The organism is Flavonifractor sp. An100 (genome assembly GCF_002161175.1).
Lineage (GTDB): Bacteria > Bacillota > Clostridia > Oscillospirales > Oscillospiraceae > Lawsonibacter.
In genome coordinates this window covers 75,002-92,154 of the sequence record NZ_NFMA01000011.1, presented here as the reverse complement: position 1 = coordinate 92,154, position 17,153 = coordinate 75,002, and the positions used below count along the sequence as shown (strand labels likewise).

Here is a 17,153-nt window from a genome sequence, read left to right as displayed (position 1 = left end):
GCGGGACCTCCTGGGGGACGGGGTCGGGAAGGGGCAGCTCCCGGGGGGCCAGTCCCTGGCTTTTCAATGCCTCCATGGCCTTGTCCAGCCGCTCCAGAGGCCAGGGGGGACGGTTGTTTGTCCCCCGACGCAGGAGATATAAGTACAGAAGAGCGGCGTCGCCGCTGTCCAGCTTCAAAAGCCGGTCCACCGCCGGGCCGGTCATGGCCAGTATTTCACCGGGTATTAAGGTCTCCGCCACCGTCACCGCCCCCCTTTCTCTCTCATTTCCGCCGCCCCGGGCGGCTATCGCATCATTTTATCATTTTACAGCAAAACCCTCGGTTCGTAAACAGGAAATTCCGCCGTCTTCCCCTTCCCGCTCCTTATTTTGCAAAAAGAAAAAAATTCATGGATTATTTGTTTTTCAAACGGAGACGGGTGTGTTATAATGAGGGTTAAAGTTGGGTTATTATGCCTGTAGGGTAGCCACAGAAGAGACATTTGGGAGGGGTTCCGATGAAAAATAAAGTGGTGGTCACCATTGCCGACCGGGAGTACACCATGGTAGCTGTGGAGGATGAGGCCTATGTGCGCAAGTGCGCCGACCACGTGGACGCCCAGCTCCGGGAGCTGTCCGGCGCTCGGATCTCCCAGGCGGACGCCGCTGTGCTGGCGGCCATGAACATCGCCGATGAATACTTCCGGGAGCAGGAGGCGGCAGAAAATCTGCGCCGCCAGATCAAGGAGGGTCTGGAGGAGGCCAGCCGGCTGAAAATGGAGCTTTCCGAGGCTAAACGGGAGATCTTCAAGCTGCAAAACCGGAAATAAGAATACTGTCCGGCCCAGCCGGGCCGCGCCTGTCCCCCTTCACAAGAGGGACAGGCTTTACCAGGAAGGAGGATCTCCATGCTGGAGCTGCTGGCTCCCGCCGGCTCTATGGAGTCGGTGACCGCCGCCGTGCAGAACGGGGCGGGGGCCGTCTATTTTGGATATGGAAATTTCAACGCCCGCCGCAACGCGAAAAACTTCTCCCCCGAGGAGGCTGCGGCGGCGGTTTCTTACTGCCATCTCCGGGGCTGCAAGGTCCATCTCACCCTGAACACCCTGCTCACCGACCGGGAGCTGGAGGGGGCGGCGGAGGTGGCCGCCCACGCCAGCGTCATCGGCATCGACGCGGTGATCGTCCAGGACCTGGGGGTCATGCGCATGCTGCGCCAGACCGTCCCCGATCTGCCCATCCACGGCTCCACCCAGATGACCGTCCACTCCCTGGACGGGGTGAAGCTGTGCGCCGATCTTGGCATCAGTCGGGTGGTCCTCTCCCGGGAGCTGAGCCGGGACCAGATCGCCTACATCTGCCGCAACTCTCCCATTGAGATTGAAGTTTTCGGTCATGGAGCACTATGCATGTGCTATTCCGGGCAGTGCTACCTCTCCTCTGTGATTGGGGGCCGCAGCGGTAACCGGGGACTGTGCGCCCAGCCCTGCCGGCTGAAATACGGCTGGGGGGCCAAGGCCGACTCCTACCCCCTGTCCCTAAAAGACATGTCCCTGGCCGGACACCTGAAGGAGCTGGAGGAGATGGGGGTGGCCTGCCTGAAGCTGGAGGGGCGGATGAAGCGGCCAGAATATGTGGCCATCGTCACCCGCATCTACGCCGCTGCCCTCCGGGAGGGCCGGGAGCCCACCCGGGAGGAGCTGGAACAGCTGGAGCAGGCTTTCTCCCGCCAGGGTTTTACTGACGGGTACTTCATGGGGAAAAAGGGGCCGGAGATGTTCGGCACCCGCCAGGAGGAGAAGGAGCCCCGGGATCTGTACGCCCAGGCCCGGGCCACCTATGAGAATGGGGAGAACCGGAAGGAGCCGGTGCGCCTGTACGCCCTCATTGAGGCTGGAAAGCCCGCCCAGGTGGCGGTGGAGGACAAGGAGGGCCGGGTGGCCCGGGTGGAGGGTCCGGTGCCCGAGGCGGCCCGGAACGTCCCCCTCACCCGGGAGAAGGTGGAGGGACAGCTCTCCCGCACGGGAGGCACCCCCTACGCCTGCCAAAAAGTCACCGCCAAGGTGGAGGAGGGGCTCTCCCTCCCCCTGTCCGCCCTGAACGATTTACGCCGGCGCTGTCTGGAGGAGCTATCTACCCAGCGGGTGCAGCTGCCCCAGCGCCGCCGGGAGCCCTACCGCCCTGGGGTGCGGTACGAAAATCCCAAGCAGCCCCCCCGCCTGACCGTCTCCGTGTCCGATTTGGACCAGGTGACCCAGGAGCTGCTGAATTTGGGGCCTGCCCTGCTCTATCTCCCCCATGACCAGGCCGCCGCCCACCCCGAGGTGCTGGAGCGCTGCCGCAAGGCGGGGGTGGAGCCCGCCGTCCGGCTGCCCCGCATTTGCTCCGACGGGGAGACCCAGGCCATGGAGACCGATCTGGTCATCCTGCGCCACCTGGGGGTGGAACAGGCCCTGGCCGGCACCCTGGGAGTGGCCCGGCGTGCCATGCAGCTGGGCTACCAGGTGCGGGGGGACTTCGGTCTGGGAGTTTACAACAGCCAAACTCTCAAGGACTTAAAGCGCCTGGGCTTTGTGGGGGCCACCGCCTCTTTCGAGCTCAAGCTCCCCCAGATCCGGGACCTGTCCAAGGCCATCCCCCTGGAGATGATCGCCTACGGACGCCTGCCCCTGATGATCACGGAAAACTGCATCATCCACAACCACACCGGCCAGCACACCTGTGCCAACCAAAACCAGCTGGTGGACCGGAAGGGGGAGCGCTTCCCCGTGGTGAAGGCCTGGGGCTGCCGGAATGAAATTTTAAACGGCAAAAAGCTCTTCCTGGCCGACAAGGCCTCTGATTACGCCCGCCTGGGCCTGTGGGGGATCCGGCTGATGTTTACCACCGAAAGTCCCCTGGAGTGCACCCGGGTAGTGGAACGATATCTGGGCCGGGGCAATTATCAGCCCAACGAATACACCCGGGGACTCTATTACCGGGACGTGGAATAACATAGACTCAACACCTTTACTCTGTGGAGGTTTTTTCCCATGCACCCTTCTTCTTCCCTCTCCGCCTTTTTTCAGGACCGGGGACTGCGGTCCGTGGCGGCTACCGCCGGTCTGGTTGTCTATAGCTTCGGCACCTATTTGCAGATGCAGGCCAACATCGGCCTGTCCCCCTGGAACGCCCTGAATCTGGGGCTGTCCAACCACACCGCCATCTCCTATGGCACGGCCTCCATTGCCATCTCCCTGGCCGTGGTGGTGCTGGACCTGCTCCTCCGGGAGCCCATCGGCCTGGGCACCATCCTGGACGCCCTGGTGGTAGGCTGGGCCATGGACCTCTTTCTCTGGATGGACTGCGTCCCCCTCCAAACCGCCCTGCTGCCCCAGCTGCTTCTGCTGCTGGCGGGCCTGGTGGTCATGTGTGTGGGTGCTGTCCTCTACATGCGCCCGGGGCTGTCCTGCGGTCCCCGGGACGCCATGCTGGTGGCTCTGGGACGGCGGTTACCCCGCTTTTCCATCGGCAGCATCAACATCGTTCTGCTGGGGGCCGTGCTGGCCGCCAGCGTAGGGCTGGGCGTCCCGCCGGGAATCGGAACGGCCATCACCGTCTTCGGCACCGGCATTGTGATGGACCTGGTCTTTCACTGCATGCACTTTGAACCCCGCCAAGTGGAGCACGAAGGGCTCTCCCAGACCTGGCACGCCTTTCTCCAGGCCAGAGGGACTGCCCGCCCCGCCGCCCACTGACCCATTTATATCAATACAATGAGGAAGTTTTTATGGAATTGAAGATCAAAGCCCTCTCCCCTAAGATCGGCCGGGAGATCCCCACCCCCTTTTACGCCACCCCCGGTGCGGCGGCCATGGATTTACACGCCTGCACCGATACCCCGGTGACCATCCCCGCAGGGGGGCGGGCGGTTATCCCCACAGGCATCGCCATCGCGCTGCCCTCGGCGGACTACGTGGCTCTGGTGTTTGCCCGCAGCGGCCTGGGCATTAAGCACGGCATTGCCCCGGCCAACTGCGTGGGCGTCATAGACAGCGACTACCGGGGAGAGATCCTGGTGGGCCTGCAAAACTCTGGGCAGGAGAACTACACTATCCAGCCCGGGGACCGCATCGCCCAGCTGATGCTCACCCCCGTCATCCAGGCCCAGATCTCCCTGGTGGAGGAGCTGCCCGCCACCCAGCGGGGGGCGGGAGGCTTTGGGTCCACCGGAACCTGATCCTCCCTGTTTGGCTCAATCGGATATAGAAATGGAAGTGTTTGCCCATGTTTAAGCTCTTTGGAAAGAAATCTCCCGTTCCTCAGCCTGACCCCGCCCCGGAGGCCGCCCCTCTCCCCTCCAAGCACCCGGAGGCCGCCGCCCTGGCCGCTCAGTTTGGCAGTGAGGAATTTGATATCCTGGCGGTCACTGGCGCCAACAGCTTCGGTGGCGAGAAGGAGCCCGACGCAGAGTACCGCACGGTCACCCTCCCCCTCACCGCCTGGCGGGAGGAGGACGGCCCCATCCACCAGGAGGACACCTGTCTGGTGGCTCTGGCCGACGACACCCTGCTGGACTACCTTCGCCGCCGTGCCCCCCGGGACTCCATTATTCAGGCCCGGGTGCGCCAGGGGCTGGAGGATGACCGTTTTCTGCTGGTGGGCCTGCCCACCCCCATGATGGACCCGGAACTGAAGGCCATTCTGGATGAGCAGAAAAAGGAGGTCAGCCAGTGGGTGGAGGGGCTGGGCACCTTTGTCCTCAACCGCTCGGTGAACTGGTTCCAGGCCGACGGGGAGTGGCTGGGTCAGGACATCCAATTGATTTACGACAACGGGCCGGAAGAGGAGCAGAAGGCCGCCCAGGCCGCCGCTCTGTCCATGGTATCCGACGCCCAAAAGTGGGACGAGCGCCTGCGCACCTTCACCGCCGACTCTCTGCTGGACCAGATGAACGCCTGGGCCCGTGACGAGGCCCAGGCGGGGGAGGAGCCGGAGGAGCTCACCCGGGAGGACTTTATGGACCGGATGGAGCCGGAGTCCCTCCAGGTCTGGGGGGACGGCCGGTTTGAGTTCTGGTTCCATGACCGGGACTACCAGTGGGAGCACTCCCTGCGCGTGGTGGGCACCTTGTCGGATGGTCCCTCCCAGGTCCACATGGAGGGCTGAGACCATGTCTATCATCCTGGCCTCCCAGTCCCCCCGCCGCCGGGAACTGCTGGAACAGATCGGCCTGACCAACTTTCTCATTCGCCCCGCCCGGGGCGAGGAGCTACCCCATCCGGAGCTGACCCCGGCCCAGCTGGTGGAGGAGCTCTCCCGGCAAAAGGCCCTGGAGATTTCCCAGACCGCCGGCCCCGGCGATATGATCCTCGCCGCCGACACGGTGGTGGCTGTGGACGGCCAGGTTTTGGGCAAGCCCCACAGCACAGACCAGGCCCGGGAGATGCTCACCGCCCTCTCCGGCCGCACCCACACCGTCTATACCGGGGTCACCCTCTGCCGGGAGGGGCAGGTGCTCACCCGGCACGAGGCCACCGCCGTCCGCTTCCGTCCCCTTACCGCCCCTGAAATCGACGCCTACATCGCCACCGGAGAGCCCATGGACAAGGCGGGTGCCTATGGCATCCAGGGCCGGGGCGCCCTGCTGGTGGAGGGCATCCAGGGGGACTACTCCAATGTGGTGGGCCTGCCTTTATGCCTGCTGGGCCGGATGCTGGCCCAGCTGGGCCTTGACCCGCTGACCCACTCCCTGCAGAAGGAGCAATCAATGTGAAAGACTTTCTCCGCCACAACGGAATATTGCTGCTCATCATCGCCCTGCTGCTGTCCATTCTCATTGGGGTGACCTCCGCCCTCATGGGCGGAAACGCCGATCCCCTCTCTAATGTCTTCAACACCGTCACCACCCCTGTCCGGGGCGCTATCGCGGCGGTGACCGACTGGGCAGAAGGGGTATACGACTATGTCTTCCACTACCAGGAGCTCCACGACCAGCTCAGTGATCTGCAAAGGCAGGTGGCCGAGCTGGAGCAGGAGGTCCGTGAGGGCCAGGAGGCCAGCCGGGAGAACGAACAGCTGCGGCAGCTGCTGGAACTACAGGAAAAGCGCCGGGACTTCACCTTTGAGTCAGCCCGGGTCACCGCCCGGTCCACCGACAACTGGGAGTCCACCCTCACCCTGTCCAAGGGCTCCGCGTCCGGGGTCCAGGCGGGTAACTGCGTCATTACCGAAACCGGCGTGCTGGTAGGGGTGGTGTCTGCGGTGGGCAGCAACTGGTGTACCGTCTCCACCATCATCAACACCGACATTGAGATGGGCGGGATCGTCACCCGCACCTATTCCGCCGGTATCCTGGAGGGCAACTTTGCCCTGATGAACCAGGGCCGGCTCCGCCTGAGCTATCTCCCCGAAGGGGCCCAGCTGGTCTCCGGGGACGAGGTGGTCACCTCGGGCAAGGGGGACATCTATCCCTCCGGCCTGGTGGTGGGCCACGTGGAAGGGGTTTTTACCGATCCCTCGGGTATGACCCGGTATGCCGTCATCGTCCCCGACGTGGACTTCTCCTCCCTCATCGAGGTATTCATCATTAAGGATTTTGACATTGTGGAGTAACCCTTTATCCCAAGTCTCTCACACAGGAGGTGGTCCACCTTGACCCGCCGGGATCTCATCCACAAATGGTTTGTCTATGCCCTGGCCCTGCTGCCGGTGTGGCTGCTAGACGCCTATATTCTTCCCCGTTATCCCCTCTTCGGCTTCACCCCCACCCTGCTGCCTGTGGCAGCAGTGACGGTGGCGGTGCTGGAGGGAGCCTATGTCGGCACCGGCTTTGGCATGGCGGTGGGGCTTTTGTGGGAGGTGGCCTACCCCGGGGGCTTTGGCGGCTCTGTCTTCTTCCTGGCTCTGATGGGCACCGCCACCGGTACCGCCGCCCAGTTGGCCCTGTCCCAGACCCTACCCGGCTGTCTGCTGTGCTGCGGCGGGGTTCTGGCCGTGTTGAGTGGTCTCCATGTGGCTTCCGGCCTGCTTCGTGACCTGGCCACCCTCCCTGAGCTGCTTCAGGTGGCTGTACCGGAGTTTTGCCTCTCCTTTGCCTGGACCCCCTTTCTCTATCTTCTCTTCCGGGCGGTCTACCGCCGGGTTGGCGGGACCAAGCTGGCCTAGTTCCCCGTTCCCTTTTTGTTCCCCAGGAGGTGTTTCCCTTTGGATACCAAGCAATTTCGCCGCCGGGTACTGGCGGTGGTGGTGGCGTTGTCCCTGGTTTTCTTGTCCCTGGGCGCCACCCTCTACGACCTTCAGATCAACAACGGCGAGACCTATTACAATCAATCCCAATATAAAATCGCTGAGACCCAGACGGTGGAGGCTGCCCGGGGCCAGATTCTGGACCGCAACGGCCGGGTACTGGTGTCTAACCGGGCGGTGTACCAGGTTACCTTGGACCTCAACCACATGGGAGAAACCCCGGAGGAACGCAACGCTACCATCCTTGCCCTCATTGGAGCTGCCCGGGAAAATGGTGTGGAATGGACGGACACCCTGCCCATCTCCACTGAGGAGCCCTTTGTCTTCACCACAGAAAATCCCTACTACACCGTCTCCACCGACGAGGAGGGCAACCAGACCAAGACCCTGACCAAGCTAGGCAGGCTGGCACTGACCATGAAGTGGCTGGAGGAGGACCCCACCAAGGACCCTGAGCCAGCAACGGAGGAGGAGCCTACTCCCGCCCCCGAACCCAGCTTATGGCAGCGCATCAAAGCCTTCTTTACTGGCACTGCCCCAGACGGGAATACCTCCGCCCCCGTCCAGGAGGAAGATTCCTCCGCCCTGCCCACCGCCGAACATCTGCTGGGTAAGATGTGCGCCTCCTTCTCCATTTCCGGAGAGGGGGCGGTGGACGCCGACGCCGCCAAAGCGGCCGGCGAGGAGGTTCCCACCCTGAACATCGGCGACATGGACCCTGCCGATGCCCGGGCGGTGGCAGGCGTGCTCTATGAGCTATACCTCTACTCCAAGGGGATCACCTGGAACACCTATATCTTTGCCGAGGATGTGAGCATCGACTTTATCTCCCGGGTGAAGGAGCTCTCTCTGGGCGGGGTAAACATCGAAGCTACCACTGTTCGGGAGTACCACACCACCTACGCCGCCCATATTCTGGGCCGGGTGGCCGCCATGAGCCCCGACGAGTGGGCGTATTACAAGACGGTGGACCTGGACGGCGACGGCACCGCGGACTATGAAATGGACGACACCGTGGGCAAGCAGGGGGTAGAGCTGGCCTTTGAGTCCTACCTCCGGGGCACCTCCGGTGTAAAAAAGGTGGAGCGGAACACCAACGGCAAGATTGTTTCTGAGACCTGGCAGACCGAGCCCGAGCCGGGGGACAACATCGTCCTCACCCTGGACCTGGATTTGCAGATGGCGGTAGAGGACATTCTGGCCTCCTCCCTGCCCGAACTGGAAAGTAAAGAGGTGGAGGGCGCTGCCTGCGTGGTGCTGGATGTGAACAGCGGAGACGTGCTGGCCTCCGCCTCCTATCCCACCTATGATCTGGCCAACTACAGCCGCAACTACAACGAATACGCCGCCGACCCTTTAAACCCGCTGCTGAACCGGGCCCTCAACGGTCTATATCCCCCCGGCTCCACCTTTAAGATGATCACCGCCATTGCCGGACTGGAGGAGGACATCATAACCCCCTCCACCATCATTAAGGACCTGGGCGTCTATACCTACTATTCCAGCCCACAGCCCAAGTGCTGGATCTACCGCCAGAACGGGGGCCGCACCCACGGCAACCAAAACGTGACCCAGGCCATCACCAACTCCTGCAACTATTTCTTCTATGATGTAGGCCGCCGGCTTGGCATTGAAACCCTGGAAAAGTATGCCTCCATGTTTGGCCTGGGCCAGAAAACGGGCATTGAGCTCAGCGAGTCTGCCGGTGTCATGGCCGGGCCCGAATTTACCGAGAGCCTGGGCGGCACCTGGTACGAGGGCAGCACTTTGTCCGTGGCCATCGGCCAGGAGAGCACCCAGGTCACCCCCATCCAGCTGGCCAACTACATTGCCACTCTGGTCAACGGGGGCACCCGCTACTCCACCCACCTGCTCAAGGAGGTCAAATCCAACGACTTTTCCCAGGTCCTCTACACCTATGAGCCCCAGGTCATGGACACCATTGAAATCCAGGAAAAAAACCTGGAGGCTGTCAAGCTGGGCATGCTGGAGCTGACCCAGACCTCCCTGGCCCGGTACTTCAGCGATCTAGGGGTTGAGGTGGGCGCCAAAACCGGTTCCGCCCAGATCAGTGCGCAGACCGAGTCCAACGCCGTCTTTGTCTGCTTTGCCCCCTACGACGACCCGGAAATCGCCGTATCCATCGTGGTGGAGCACGGAGGCAGCGGTTCGGAGCTGGCTGCCATCGCCTCCGATATCCTCTCCTACTACTTCTCCTCCAAAGAGACCCGGGAGGAACTTTTACTGGAAAATACCATGATCCGCTGACCTTTCCCTTGACGGTAACCAGAAAAAGGGATACACTATTTTATTGAACTGATTTATTTTTGGAATATTCCATAAAATACGCAAGGAGATGCCTACACTATGTCTGAATCCTGTTCCCATAACTGTTCCAGCTGCAGTTCCAACTGCTCCTCCCGGGACATGCACGTCCCTGCCAATGCCCAGTCCAGCATCAAGCGCGTGATCGCGGTGGTCAGCGGCAAGGGCGGAGTGGGCAAGAGCACCGTCACCGCCTCCCTGGCCGTGGCCATGGCCCGCCGGGGCAAGAAGGTAGCCATCCTGGACGCCGACATCACCGGCCCCTCCATCCCCACCGCCTTCGGCATCCACGAAAAAGCCACCGGCACCGATACCGGCATCGACCCCGCTGTCACCACCCAGGGGATCAAGCTGATGTCCCTGAACCTCCTTACCGCCAACGAGACCGATCCGGTGATCTGGCGCGGCCCCGTAATTGCCGGTGTGGTCACCCAGTTCTGGCAGGATGTGGTGTGGGGCGACGTGGACTATATGTTCGTGGATATGCCTCCCGGAACGGGCGACGTGCCCCTGACCGTGTTCCAGTCCCTGCCCGTGGACGGTGTCATCGTGGTCACCTCTCCCCAGGATCTGGTCTCCATGATCGTCACCAAGGCGGTGAACATGGCCAAGATGATGAGCATTCCCGTTCTGGGCCTGGTGGAGAACTACAGCTACTTCCAGTGCCCCGACTGCGGCAGCAAGCACACCATCTTCGGTGAGAGCCATCTGGACCAGGTGGCCGAGGAGCTGGGCGTGCCCGTCCTGGCCCGTCTGCCCATCGACCCCGCTCTGGCCGCCCTCTTTGACCAGGGCAAGGTGGAGCAGGTGGAGAAGAACTATCTGGAAGACGTGGCCGCCAATCTGGACAAGTAAAACCAAACCCAATTGACGGGAAAACCCCCGGACCCACATGGGTCCGGGGGTTTTATCGTTGGTTTTGTTCCTGCATGAAGTGGATGTTTTTCAGGATAAGTTCCTTTTGCTCCCGCGAGAGGGTGCGGAAATCCTCCACCAGCTTTTCTTCGCCCTCACGCAGACGCATGGGCGGCTGAGGCTCATCACTCAGCCCCACCAAATAATCCACCGTGATATGAAAATACCTGGCCAGCTTGACCAAAATCTCCACCGGCATCTCATTCCGGCCCGTGAGATAGTTGCTGAGCATCGCTTCCGTGATTTGAAAGGTTTCGGCTAACTTTTTCTGCTTTACATCATGATCTGTAATCCACTCTTTGGCCCGAATCTCATAGCTCATCCCTTTCACCTCTAGGACAAGTATGCTCAAATCCGCAATTTAATTGTTTATAATCTACAAATTAAATATTTTTATTTTTTAATTACATAATTAGACAAAATAAAATTTAGTTTTTGAATATAATACTCGCAGAAAGCGACAGGTCCCAACTCCGCTATGGAAAATTCCTCTTTTTTCTGATTTGGCTTTCAGGGGAACAAAAAAGGCGCCGCCCAAACGGGCGGCGCCAGAACGATGAAGCAATGGGTTTTGCTTACTTGTGGTCCACGGAGTGCATGTGCTTGATCAGCTCCAGCACCTTGTTGGAGTAGCCGATCTCGTTGTCGTACCAGGACACGACCTTCACGAAGGTGTCGGTCAGAGCAATGCCGGCATCGGCGTCGAAGATGGAGGTGCGGGTGTCGCCCAGGAAGTCGGAGGACACAACGGCCTCGTCGGTGTAGCCCAGGATGCCCTTCAGCTCGCCCTCGGAGGCGGCCTTCATGGCAGCGCAGATCTCCTCGTACTTAGCGGGCTTGGCCAGGTTCACGGTCAGGTCCACCACGGACACGTCCAGGGTGGGAACACGCATGGACATACCGGTCAGCTTGCCGTTGAGCTCGGGGATGACCTTGCCCACAGCCTTAGCGGCGCCGGTGGAGGAGGGGATGATGTTGCCGGAGGCAGCACGGCCGCCGCGCCAATCCTTCAGAGAGGGACCGTCAACGGTCTTCTGGGTGGCGGTGGTGGAGTGAACGGTGGTCATCAGGCCATCGGTGATGCCCCAGTTGTCGTTCAGGACCTTGGCAATGGGGGCCAGGCAGTTGGTGGTGCAGGAGGCGTTGGACACGAAGTTCATGTCGCTGGTGTACTTATCCAGGTTGACGCCGCAGACGAACATGGGGGTGTCATCCTTGGAGGGGGCGGACATAACAACCTTCTTCGCGCCGGCATCCAGGTGGCCCTGAGCCTTCTCCTTGGTCAGGAACAGGCCGGTGGACTCCACCACGTACTCAGCACCCAGCTTGCCCCAGGGGAGGTCGGCGGGGTTGCGCTCGGCGGAGATGGGGATCTCCTTGCCGTTAACAATGATGGCGTTCTCGGTGCTCTCCACAGTCCCCTCGAAGTGGCCATGCATGGTATCATACTTCAGCATGTAAGCCAGGTAGTCGGCGGGGCACAGATCGTTGATGCCCACGATCTCGATCTCGGGGTGATTCAGGCTGGCCCGGAACACCATACGGCCAATGCGGCCAAAGCCATTAATGCCAACTTTGATGCTCATGTTGAATTGCTCCTTCTTTATCATATTCATTTCAGTTTAGGTTGCTTTTGCTTGTGTGCTTTATATTATATCCTTTTTTTAATGTTTTTGATAGTGTGTTTTTTCCCATAATTCTGAAATTTTTTCCTTTAAAATTAGCCATACCGCAAGTAAGGCCAATCTTAAGAGGCTTTTCCTCCGTTTCCTGCGCTTAATCGCTATCTTCCTATCTTTTCGTCTCTATTCTACTTTTTTTATATTTGGCTTGTTGCATCTGGAAATCTTTGCTATACTGATTTTATAACATGGGCCGTCCGCCTACGGCACATCCTATACGCCGAATCTAAATTCTTTCATCACTACACACCCCATTGGGCTGTGCGAAGGAGCATCATGTCTGATCAAAGCCGTATCTGTTTCGACGCCTTTCCCGGCGCCGCTGTTCTGATAAGCCAAGGGAATGTGGCTGCCGCTAATCCTATGGCACTTCACTTTCTACCCCAGCTAAAGGAGGGAGCCCCTTTACCCGTGGAGCTCCCTCAGGGTGATTGTGCCCAATCGGGCCTGTTTACCGCGGGTTTGAGCAGCTACAATTATCAGCTGCTTCCCGCTCCCCAGGGGCAATGGCTGCTCTTTTCCCCTGCGCCCCAAGCCGCTCTCACCGACGCCCAGTTGGAAGGAGCCCTGCGCCAGCTGCGCACCCTCCTGGGCCAGTTCCTCACCACCTGGGAACAGGACCGCCCCCTGGACCGGGCCGCCGCCCGGAAAACCTTCCATCAGACCTTCCGCCTGCTGGACAATATGGACACCCTTCGCCTCTCTGCCCAGGGCACGCTGCCCTTCCATCCGGTTTCCATGGACTTAGCCGGCCTGTGCCGCCAGGTGGTGGACTGCGCAGCCCCCCTGCTGGCCCTCTCTCAAGTCACCCTCTCCCTACAGACAGCTCCCTCCTCCCTGTTAATCCCCGGTGACCCACAGCTACTGCGCCGTCTGCTGCTGGAGCTAATTACCAATGCCGTTCGGACGGCAGGAGGCAGTCAAAAGTATGTCTCTCTATCGCTCTCTCGGTCGGGGGCCCAAGCCATTTTGACCCTGTCCCGCTCGGGTGATGCCCCCACTCAGCGCCAGCTGGCTGCCATGCTGGCCCAGGATTCCGACCAGCTTCTCCCCCAGCCTGATGCCGGGGCGGGACTGGGCATGGCCATCGCTCGGCAGATCATTGCCCTGCACAAGGGCTCCATTCTGCTCACCAACTCTCCTCTTCTGGCCATCTCTCTCCCCACCGCCCCCATATCCTCCAACCTCACCCTACAGACACCCCACCTACAGACAGATGCCGGTCTGTCTCCCCTACTGGTGGGACTGGCCGACGTGCTCTCCACCGATGTATTTCAGGTGGAGGACCCCGACTAACTTCATCGTTCTCACAGCCGCCCACCGGGCGGCTGTTGCTTGTTGGACTGGCCAGAGTTTATTTCCCAAAAGCTCTTGACGCTTACCCGGCAGCCGATGTAAAATAGCCTGGTGTTTTTTCCACCACTCTTATGATTTTATACCGTCAGGGGGGATCGTCTTGGCCAAGCAGGGCTTTGACAACCAGAAATATCTGCACATGCAATCCCAGCACATCCGGGACCGTATCGCCCAATTCGGGGGCAAGCTGTATCTGGAGTTTGGAGGCAAACTCTTTGATGACTACCACGCCTCTCGAGTCCTTCCCGGCTTTGAGCCAGACAGCAAGATCCGGATGCTGGAGCAGTTGAAGGACAAAGCGGAAATTATCATTGCCATCAACGCCGGAGACATTGAAAAAAACAAGGTCCGGGGCGACCTGGGCATCACCTACGACAGCGATGTGCTCCGCCTCATCGATATCTTTCGGGGCCGGGGCCTGCCTGTGTGCGGTGTAGTGGTCACCCGCTACACCGGCCAGCCCGCCGCAGATGCCTTCCAGCAGCGGCTGGAGGCCCTGGGCATCAAGGTCTGCCGCCACTATCCCATCGCCGGCTACCCCCACAACATCGCCAAAATTGTCAGCGACGAGGGGTTCGGTAAAAACGAGTACATGGAGACTACCCGTCCTCTGGTGGTGGTCACCGCTCCCGGCCCGGGCAGCGGGAAAATGGCTACCTGTCTCAGCCAGCTCTACCACGAGCATAAGCGGGGCACTGTGGCGGGCTATGCCAAGTTCGAGACCTTCCCCATCTGGAACCTGCCCCTGAAGCACCCGGTGAACCTGGCCTATGAAGCCGCCACCGCCGACCTGGACGACGTGAACATGATCGACCCCTTCCACCTCCAGGCCTACGGCCAGACCACCGTCAACTACAACCGGGACGTGGAGGTCTTCCCCGTTCTGGCCGCTATGTTTGAAAAGATCACCGGCTCCTGCCCCTACAAGTCCCCCACCGACATGGGGGTCAATATGGCGGGCAACTGCATCGTTGACGACGACGCCTGCCAGCAGGCCGCCCGGCAGGAGATCATCCGCCGGTACTACGACGCCCTGTGCGAGCGCCGCCAGGGCAAGGGGGCCGACTGCACGGTGTACAAGCTGGAGCTGCTGATGCAGCAGGCCGGCATTACCCCGGAGATCCGCCCGGTGGTGGACTCGGCCAACCGTCTGGCGGAGGAGACCGGCGAGCCCGCCATGGCCATCCAGCTCTCTGACGGGGAGATCGTCACCGGCAAGACCTCCGACCTGATGGGCTGCTCCGCCGCCGCCCTGCTCAACGCTCTGAAGAAGCTCTCCGGAGCGGGAGGACACGGCGTACACCTCATTGCTCAAAGTGCCATCGAGCCTATCCAGACCGTTAAGGTCCAGTATCTGGGCTCCAACAACCCCCGTCTCCACAGCGATGAGGTCCTCATCGCCCTGGCCGCCTCCGCGAATCTGGAGCCCAAGGCGGCGGAGGCGGTGAAGGTTCTGGACCTGCTCAAGGGCTGTCAGGCCCACTGCTCCGTCATCCTCTCCCCCGCCGACGAGGTCACCTACAAAAAGCTGGGCCTGCAGCTCACCTGCGAGCCCCAGTACCAGACCAACAATCTTTATCACCGATAAGCGCAAGGAGGCGCCCCCGGGAGACGGTTCTCCCGAGGGCGCCTTACCCTTTTTTCCGGCTGCCGCCGGCGGTCGTTCCCGCCCGGGTCCGGGTCTTGCGGCGCAGCCTGGTATGATTTTTTCTCCAACCGCCCCATACTACATCAATACATGGAGGGATCAAACATGGCAGTAAAGTTTATTTTCGTCACAGGAGGCGTGGTTTCCGGCCTGGGCAAGGGGATCACCGCCGCCTCCCTGGGCCGCCTGCTCAAGCAGCGGGGCCTGCGGGTCAAGGTCCAGAAGCTGGACCCCTACCTCAATGTGGACCCCGGAACTATGAGCCCCTATCAGCACGGAGAGGTCTTTGTCACCGACGACGGCGCGGAAACCGACCTGGATTTGGGCCACTACGAGCGCTTCATTGACGAAAACCTCACCGTCCACTCCTCCGTCTCCTCGGGAAAGGTCTACTGGAACGTGCTCAACCGGGAGCGGCGGGGCGATTACCTGGGCGGCACCGTCCAGATCATCCCCCACATCACCAACGAGATCAAGGCCCACATCTACGCCCTGGACACCCCCGACACCGATGTGGCCATCGTGGAGATCGGCGGCACTGTGGGCGACATTGAGTCCCAGCCCTTCCTGGAATCCATCCGCCAGGTGGCCGCCGAGCGGGGCCGCCAGAACGTGATGTTCCTCCATGTCTCCCTCATCGTATCCATCCCCGGCACCGGGGAGCTGAAGAGCAAGCCCACCCAGCACTCGGCCAAGGAGCTGCTCTCCCTGGGCATCCAGCCCGACGTGATCATCTGCCGCAGCGACTCCCCCGTCCCCGGGGACATTTTGGATAAAATCGCCCTGTTCTGCGGCATCCCCCGGGAAAACGCCATCCCCAACCTCACCGCCCCCATCCTCTACGAGGTGCCCCTCATGCTGGAGCGGGAGGGACTGGCCGACGTGGTGGTGCGGCGGCTGGGTCTCATCTGCCACATGCCCGATCTCACCGAGTGGGCCACCATGGTCCACCGGGCCAAACACCCCAAAGGAGAAGTGGAGATCGCTCTGGTGGGCAAATATGTGGCCCTCCACGACGCCTATCTCTCTGTGGTGGAGGCCCTGACCCACGGGGGAATTGAAAATGATGTGAAGGTAAGGGTACGCTGGGTGGATTCCGAGACCGTCACCGACAACAACGCCGCAGAAATTTTGGATGGCTGCCAGGGGATTTTGGTGCCTGGCGGCTTTGGGGACCGGGGTATTGAAGGAAAAATCTCCGCCGTGCGCTACGCCCGAACCAACCGGGTTCCCTTTTTGGGGATCTGTCTGGGAATGCAGATGGCCGTGGTGGAATTTGCTCGCCACGTCTGCGGCATGACCGACGCCCACTCCAGTGAGCTCAGCCCCACTACCTCCCATCCGGTCATCGATCTGATGCCCGACCAGCGGGGGGTCACCGCCAAGGGGGGCACCATGCGCCTGGGCTCCTATCCCTGCCGGATCACCAGCCAGGATACCATGGTCTATCAGGCCTACGGGGCCGATGAGATCCAGGAGCGCCACCGCCACCGCTACGAGTTCAACAACGACTACCGCCAGGCCCTCACCCAGGCCGGCCTGCGTCTGGCCGGGCTATCCCCCGACGGACGGCTGGTGGAGATCGTGGAGCTGCCCGATCACCCCTGGTTTGTGGGTGTCCAGTTCCACCCGGAGCTGAAAAGCCGGCCCAATAAGGCCCATCCCTTGTTCCACGACTTTATTGCCGCGGCCAAACACTGCCAGGTGCACTGACCTTCCCAGCGCGGGCCGGCCCAATAAGGCCCATCCCTTGTTCCGCGACTTTATCGCCGCAGCCAAACAGTATCAGGAGCACGGATTCTCCCGGCGGGGAGGCGGTATGTGCCGTCTCTCCGCCGCCAAAATTCTCCTTCCCGCAGGGGTTGACTTTTTTCTCCCAATCCGCTATGATGGGAGCCGAACCAAATATAGCGCTCCCTGGCCGCCGGGTCGGGGGGATTACGCGCCCAACTTTTCACCGATAGGCTTCGCAGGTGGAAAGCTGAGGCGTTTTCTTTTTTGTCCGGAAGGAGGGACTTGC

The 17,153-nt window shown here is 61.0% G+C and carries 15 protein-coding genes and 1 pseudogene; 13 read left to right on the top strand and 3 right to left on the bottom strand.

Annotated elements, in window-relative coordinates:
- Nucleotides 1-241: pseudogene (locus tag B5E43_RS08115) on the bottom strand (DNA replication protein DnaD); the annotation flags it as partial.
- Between the two features lie 257 nt (nt 242-498).
- Here B5E43_RS08115 and B5E43_RS08110 point away from each other — a divergent pair.
- From B5E43_RS08110 to B5E43_RS08065, 10 genes are all read left to right on the top strand, one after another.
- The gene (locus tag B5E43_RS08110; protein ID WP_087395572.1) at nt 499-810 is read left to right on the top strand and encodes a cell division protein ZapA; all 312 of its coding nucleotides are present in this window, start codon (nt 499-501) and stop codon (nt 808-810) included.
- A 78-nt stretch (nt 811-888) separates the two neighbouring features.
- The gene (locus B5E43_RS08105) at nt 889-2,973 is read left to right on the top strand and encodes a U32 family peptidase (protein ID WP_087395569.1); all 2,085 of its coding nucleotides are present in this window, start codon (nt 889-891) and stop codon (nt 2,971-2,973) included.
- A 39-nt stretch (nt 2,974-3,012) separates the two neighbouring features.
- Nucleotides 3,013-3,717: a hypothetical protein gene (locus B5E43_RS08100; RefSeq protein WP_087395565.1), complete on the top strand. Its 705-nt coding sequence runs from the start codon at nt 3,013-3,015 to the stop codon at nt 3,715-3,717.
- A gap of 32 nt (nt 3,718-3,749) precedes the next feature.
- The gene (gene dut, locus B5E43_RS08095; RefSeq protein WP_087395559.1) at nt 3,750-4,199 is read left to right on the top strand and encodes a dUTP diphosphatase; all 450 of its coding nucleotides are present in this window, start codon (nt 3,750-3,752) and stop codon (nt 4,197-4,199) included.
- 47 nt (nt 4,200-4,246) lie between these two features.
- A complete protein-coding gene (locus tag B5E43_RS08090) occupies nt 4,247-5,128 on the top strand; it encodes a DUF2262 domain-containing protein (protein WP_087395556.1) in 882 nt (293 codons plus the stop codon).
- Between the two features lie 4 nt (nt 5,129-5,132).
- A complete protein-coding gene (locus B5E43_RS08085; RefSeq protein WP_087395552.1) occupies nt 5,133-5,735 on the top strand; it encodes a Maf family protein in 603 nt (200 codons plus the stop codon).
- Nucleotides 5,732-6,574 carry a rod shape-determining protein MreC gene (gene mreC, locus B5E43_RS08080; RefSeq protein ID WP_087395549.1) on the top strand — a complete coding sequence of 281 codons (843 nt, stop codon included), beginning with the start codon at nt 5,732-5,734 and terminating at the stop codon, nt 6,572-6,574. The genes B5E43_RS08085 and mreC overlap by 4 nt, the downstream gene beginning before the upstream one ends.
- Nucleotides 6,575-6,613: 39 nt before the next feature.
- On the top strand, nt 6,614-7,126 hold the full coding sequence (locus B5E43_RS08075) for a rod shape-determining protein MreD (RefSeq protein WP_087395547.1): 513 nt from the start codon (nt 6,614-6,616) through the stop codon (nt 7,124-7,126).
- Between the two features lie 39 nt (nt 7,127-7,165).
- On the top strand, nt 7,166-9,475 hold the full coding sequence (locus B5E43_RS08070) for a penicillin-binding transpeptidase domain-containing protein (RefSeq protein ID WP_158099001.1): 2,310 nt from the start codon (nt 7,166-7,168) through the stop codon (nt 9,473-9,475).
- 99 nt (nt 9,476-9,574) lie between these two features.
- Entirely contained in the window at nt 9,575-10,387 is an 813-nt protein-coding gene (locus B5E43_RS08065; RefSeq protein ID WP_087395542.1) for an Mrp/NBP35 family ATP-binding protein, read from the top strand.
- A 52-nt stretch (nt 10,388-10,439) separates the two neighbouring features.
- On the opposite strand, the gene B5E43_RS08060 is transcribed toward B5E43_RS08065, so the two are convergent.
- Both B5E43_RS08060 and gap read right to left on the bottom strand, forming a co-directional pair.
- Nucleotides 10,440-10,769, bottom strand: coding sequence for a helix-turn-helix transcriptional regulator (locus tag B5E43_RS08060; protein WP_087395538.1), 330 nt, complete (start codon nt 10,767-10,769; stop codon nt 10,440-10,442).
- Between the two features lie 253 nt (nt 10,770-11,022).
- Nucleotides 11,023-12,033: a type I glyceraldehyde-3-phosphate dehydrogenase gene (gene gap, locus B5E43_RS08055; RefSeq protein WP_087395535.1), complete on the bottom strand. Its 1,011-nt coding sequence runs from the start codon at nt 12,031-12,033 to the stop codon at nt 11,023-11,025.
- A 372-nt stretch (nt 12,034-12,405) separates the two neighbouring features.
- Between gap and B5E43_RS08050 the strand changes: the two genes are divergently transcribed.
- The 3 genes from B5E43_RS08050 (at nt 12,406) to B5E43_RS08040 (ending at nt 16,846) form a co-directional block, all read left to right on the top strand.
- Nucleotides 12,406-13,425: an ATP-binding protein gene (locus B5E43_RS08050; RefSeq protein ID WP_087395532.1), complete on the top strand. Its 1,020-nt coding sequence runs from the start codon at nt 12,406-12,408 to the stop codon at nt 13,423-13,425.
- A 160-nt stretch (nt 13,426-13,585) separates the two neighbouring features.
- Nucleotides 13,586-15,073, top strand: a complete 1,488-nt coding sequence (locus tag B5E43_RS08045; protein ID WP_087395530.1) for a DUF1846 domain-containing protein — start codon at nt 13,586-13,588, stop codon at nt 15,071-15,073.
- A 165-nt stretch (nt 15,074-15,238) separates the two neighbouring features.
- Nucleotides 15,239-16,846 carry a CTP synthase gene (locus B5E43_RS08040; RefSeq protein ID WP_087395527.1) on the top strand — a complete coding sequence of 536 codons (1,608 nt, stop codon included), beginning with the start codon at nt 15,239-15,241 and terminating at the stop codon, nt 16,844-16,846.
- Nucleotides 16,847-17,153 lie beyond the last annotated feature (307 nt).

Bases quoted from the DNA above. Each gene is read 5' to 3' on its own strand.
- B5E43_RS08040 (WP_087395527.1), top strand. From the start codon at position 15,239: ATGGCAGTAAAGTTTATTTTCGTCACAGGAGGCGTGGTTTCCGGCCTG.
- gap (WP_087395535.1), bottom strand. From the start codon at position 12,033: ATGAGCATCAAAGTTGGCATTAATGGCTTTGGCCGCATTGGCCGTATG.
- B5E43_RS08090 (WP_087395556.1), top strand. From the start codon at position 4,247: ATGTTTAAGCTCTTTGGAAAGAAATCTCCCGTTCCTCAGCCTGACCCC.
- B5E43_RS08060 (WP_087395538.1), bottom strand. From the start codon at position 10,769: ATGAGCTATGAGATTCGGGCCAAAGAGTGGATTACAGATCATGATGTA.
- B5E43_RS08050 (WP_087395532.1), top strand. From the start codon at position 12,406: ATGTCTGATCAAAGCCGTATCTGTTTCGACGCCTTTCCCGGCGCCGCT.
- B5E43_RS08085 (WP_087395552.1), top strand. From the start codon at position 5,133: ATGTCTATCATCCTGGCCTCCCAGTCCCCCCGCCGCCGGGAACTGCTG.
- dut (WP_087395559.1), top strand. From the start codon at position 3,750: ATGGAATTGAAGATCAAAGCCCTCTCCCCTAAGATCGGCCGGGAGATC.
- B5E43_RS08105 (WP_087395569.1), top strand. From the start codon at position 889: ATGCTGGAGCTGCTGGCTCCCGCCGGCTCTATGGAGTCGGTGACCGCC.
- B5E43_RS08110 (WP_087395572.1), top strand. From the start codon at position 499: ATGAAAAATAAAGTGGTGGTCACCATTGCCGACCGGGAGTACACCATG.
- B5E43_RS08100 (WP_087395565.1), top strand. From the start codon at position 3,013: ATGCACCCTTCTTCTTCCCTCTCCGCCTTTTTTCAGGACCGGGGACTG.
- B5E43_RS08065 (WP_087395542.1), top strand. From the start codon at position 9,575: ATGTCTGAATCCTGTTCCCATAACTGTTCCAGCTGCAGTTCCAACTGC.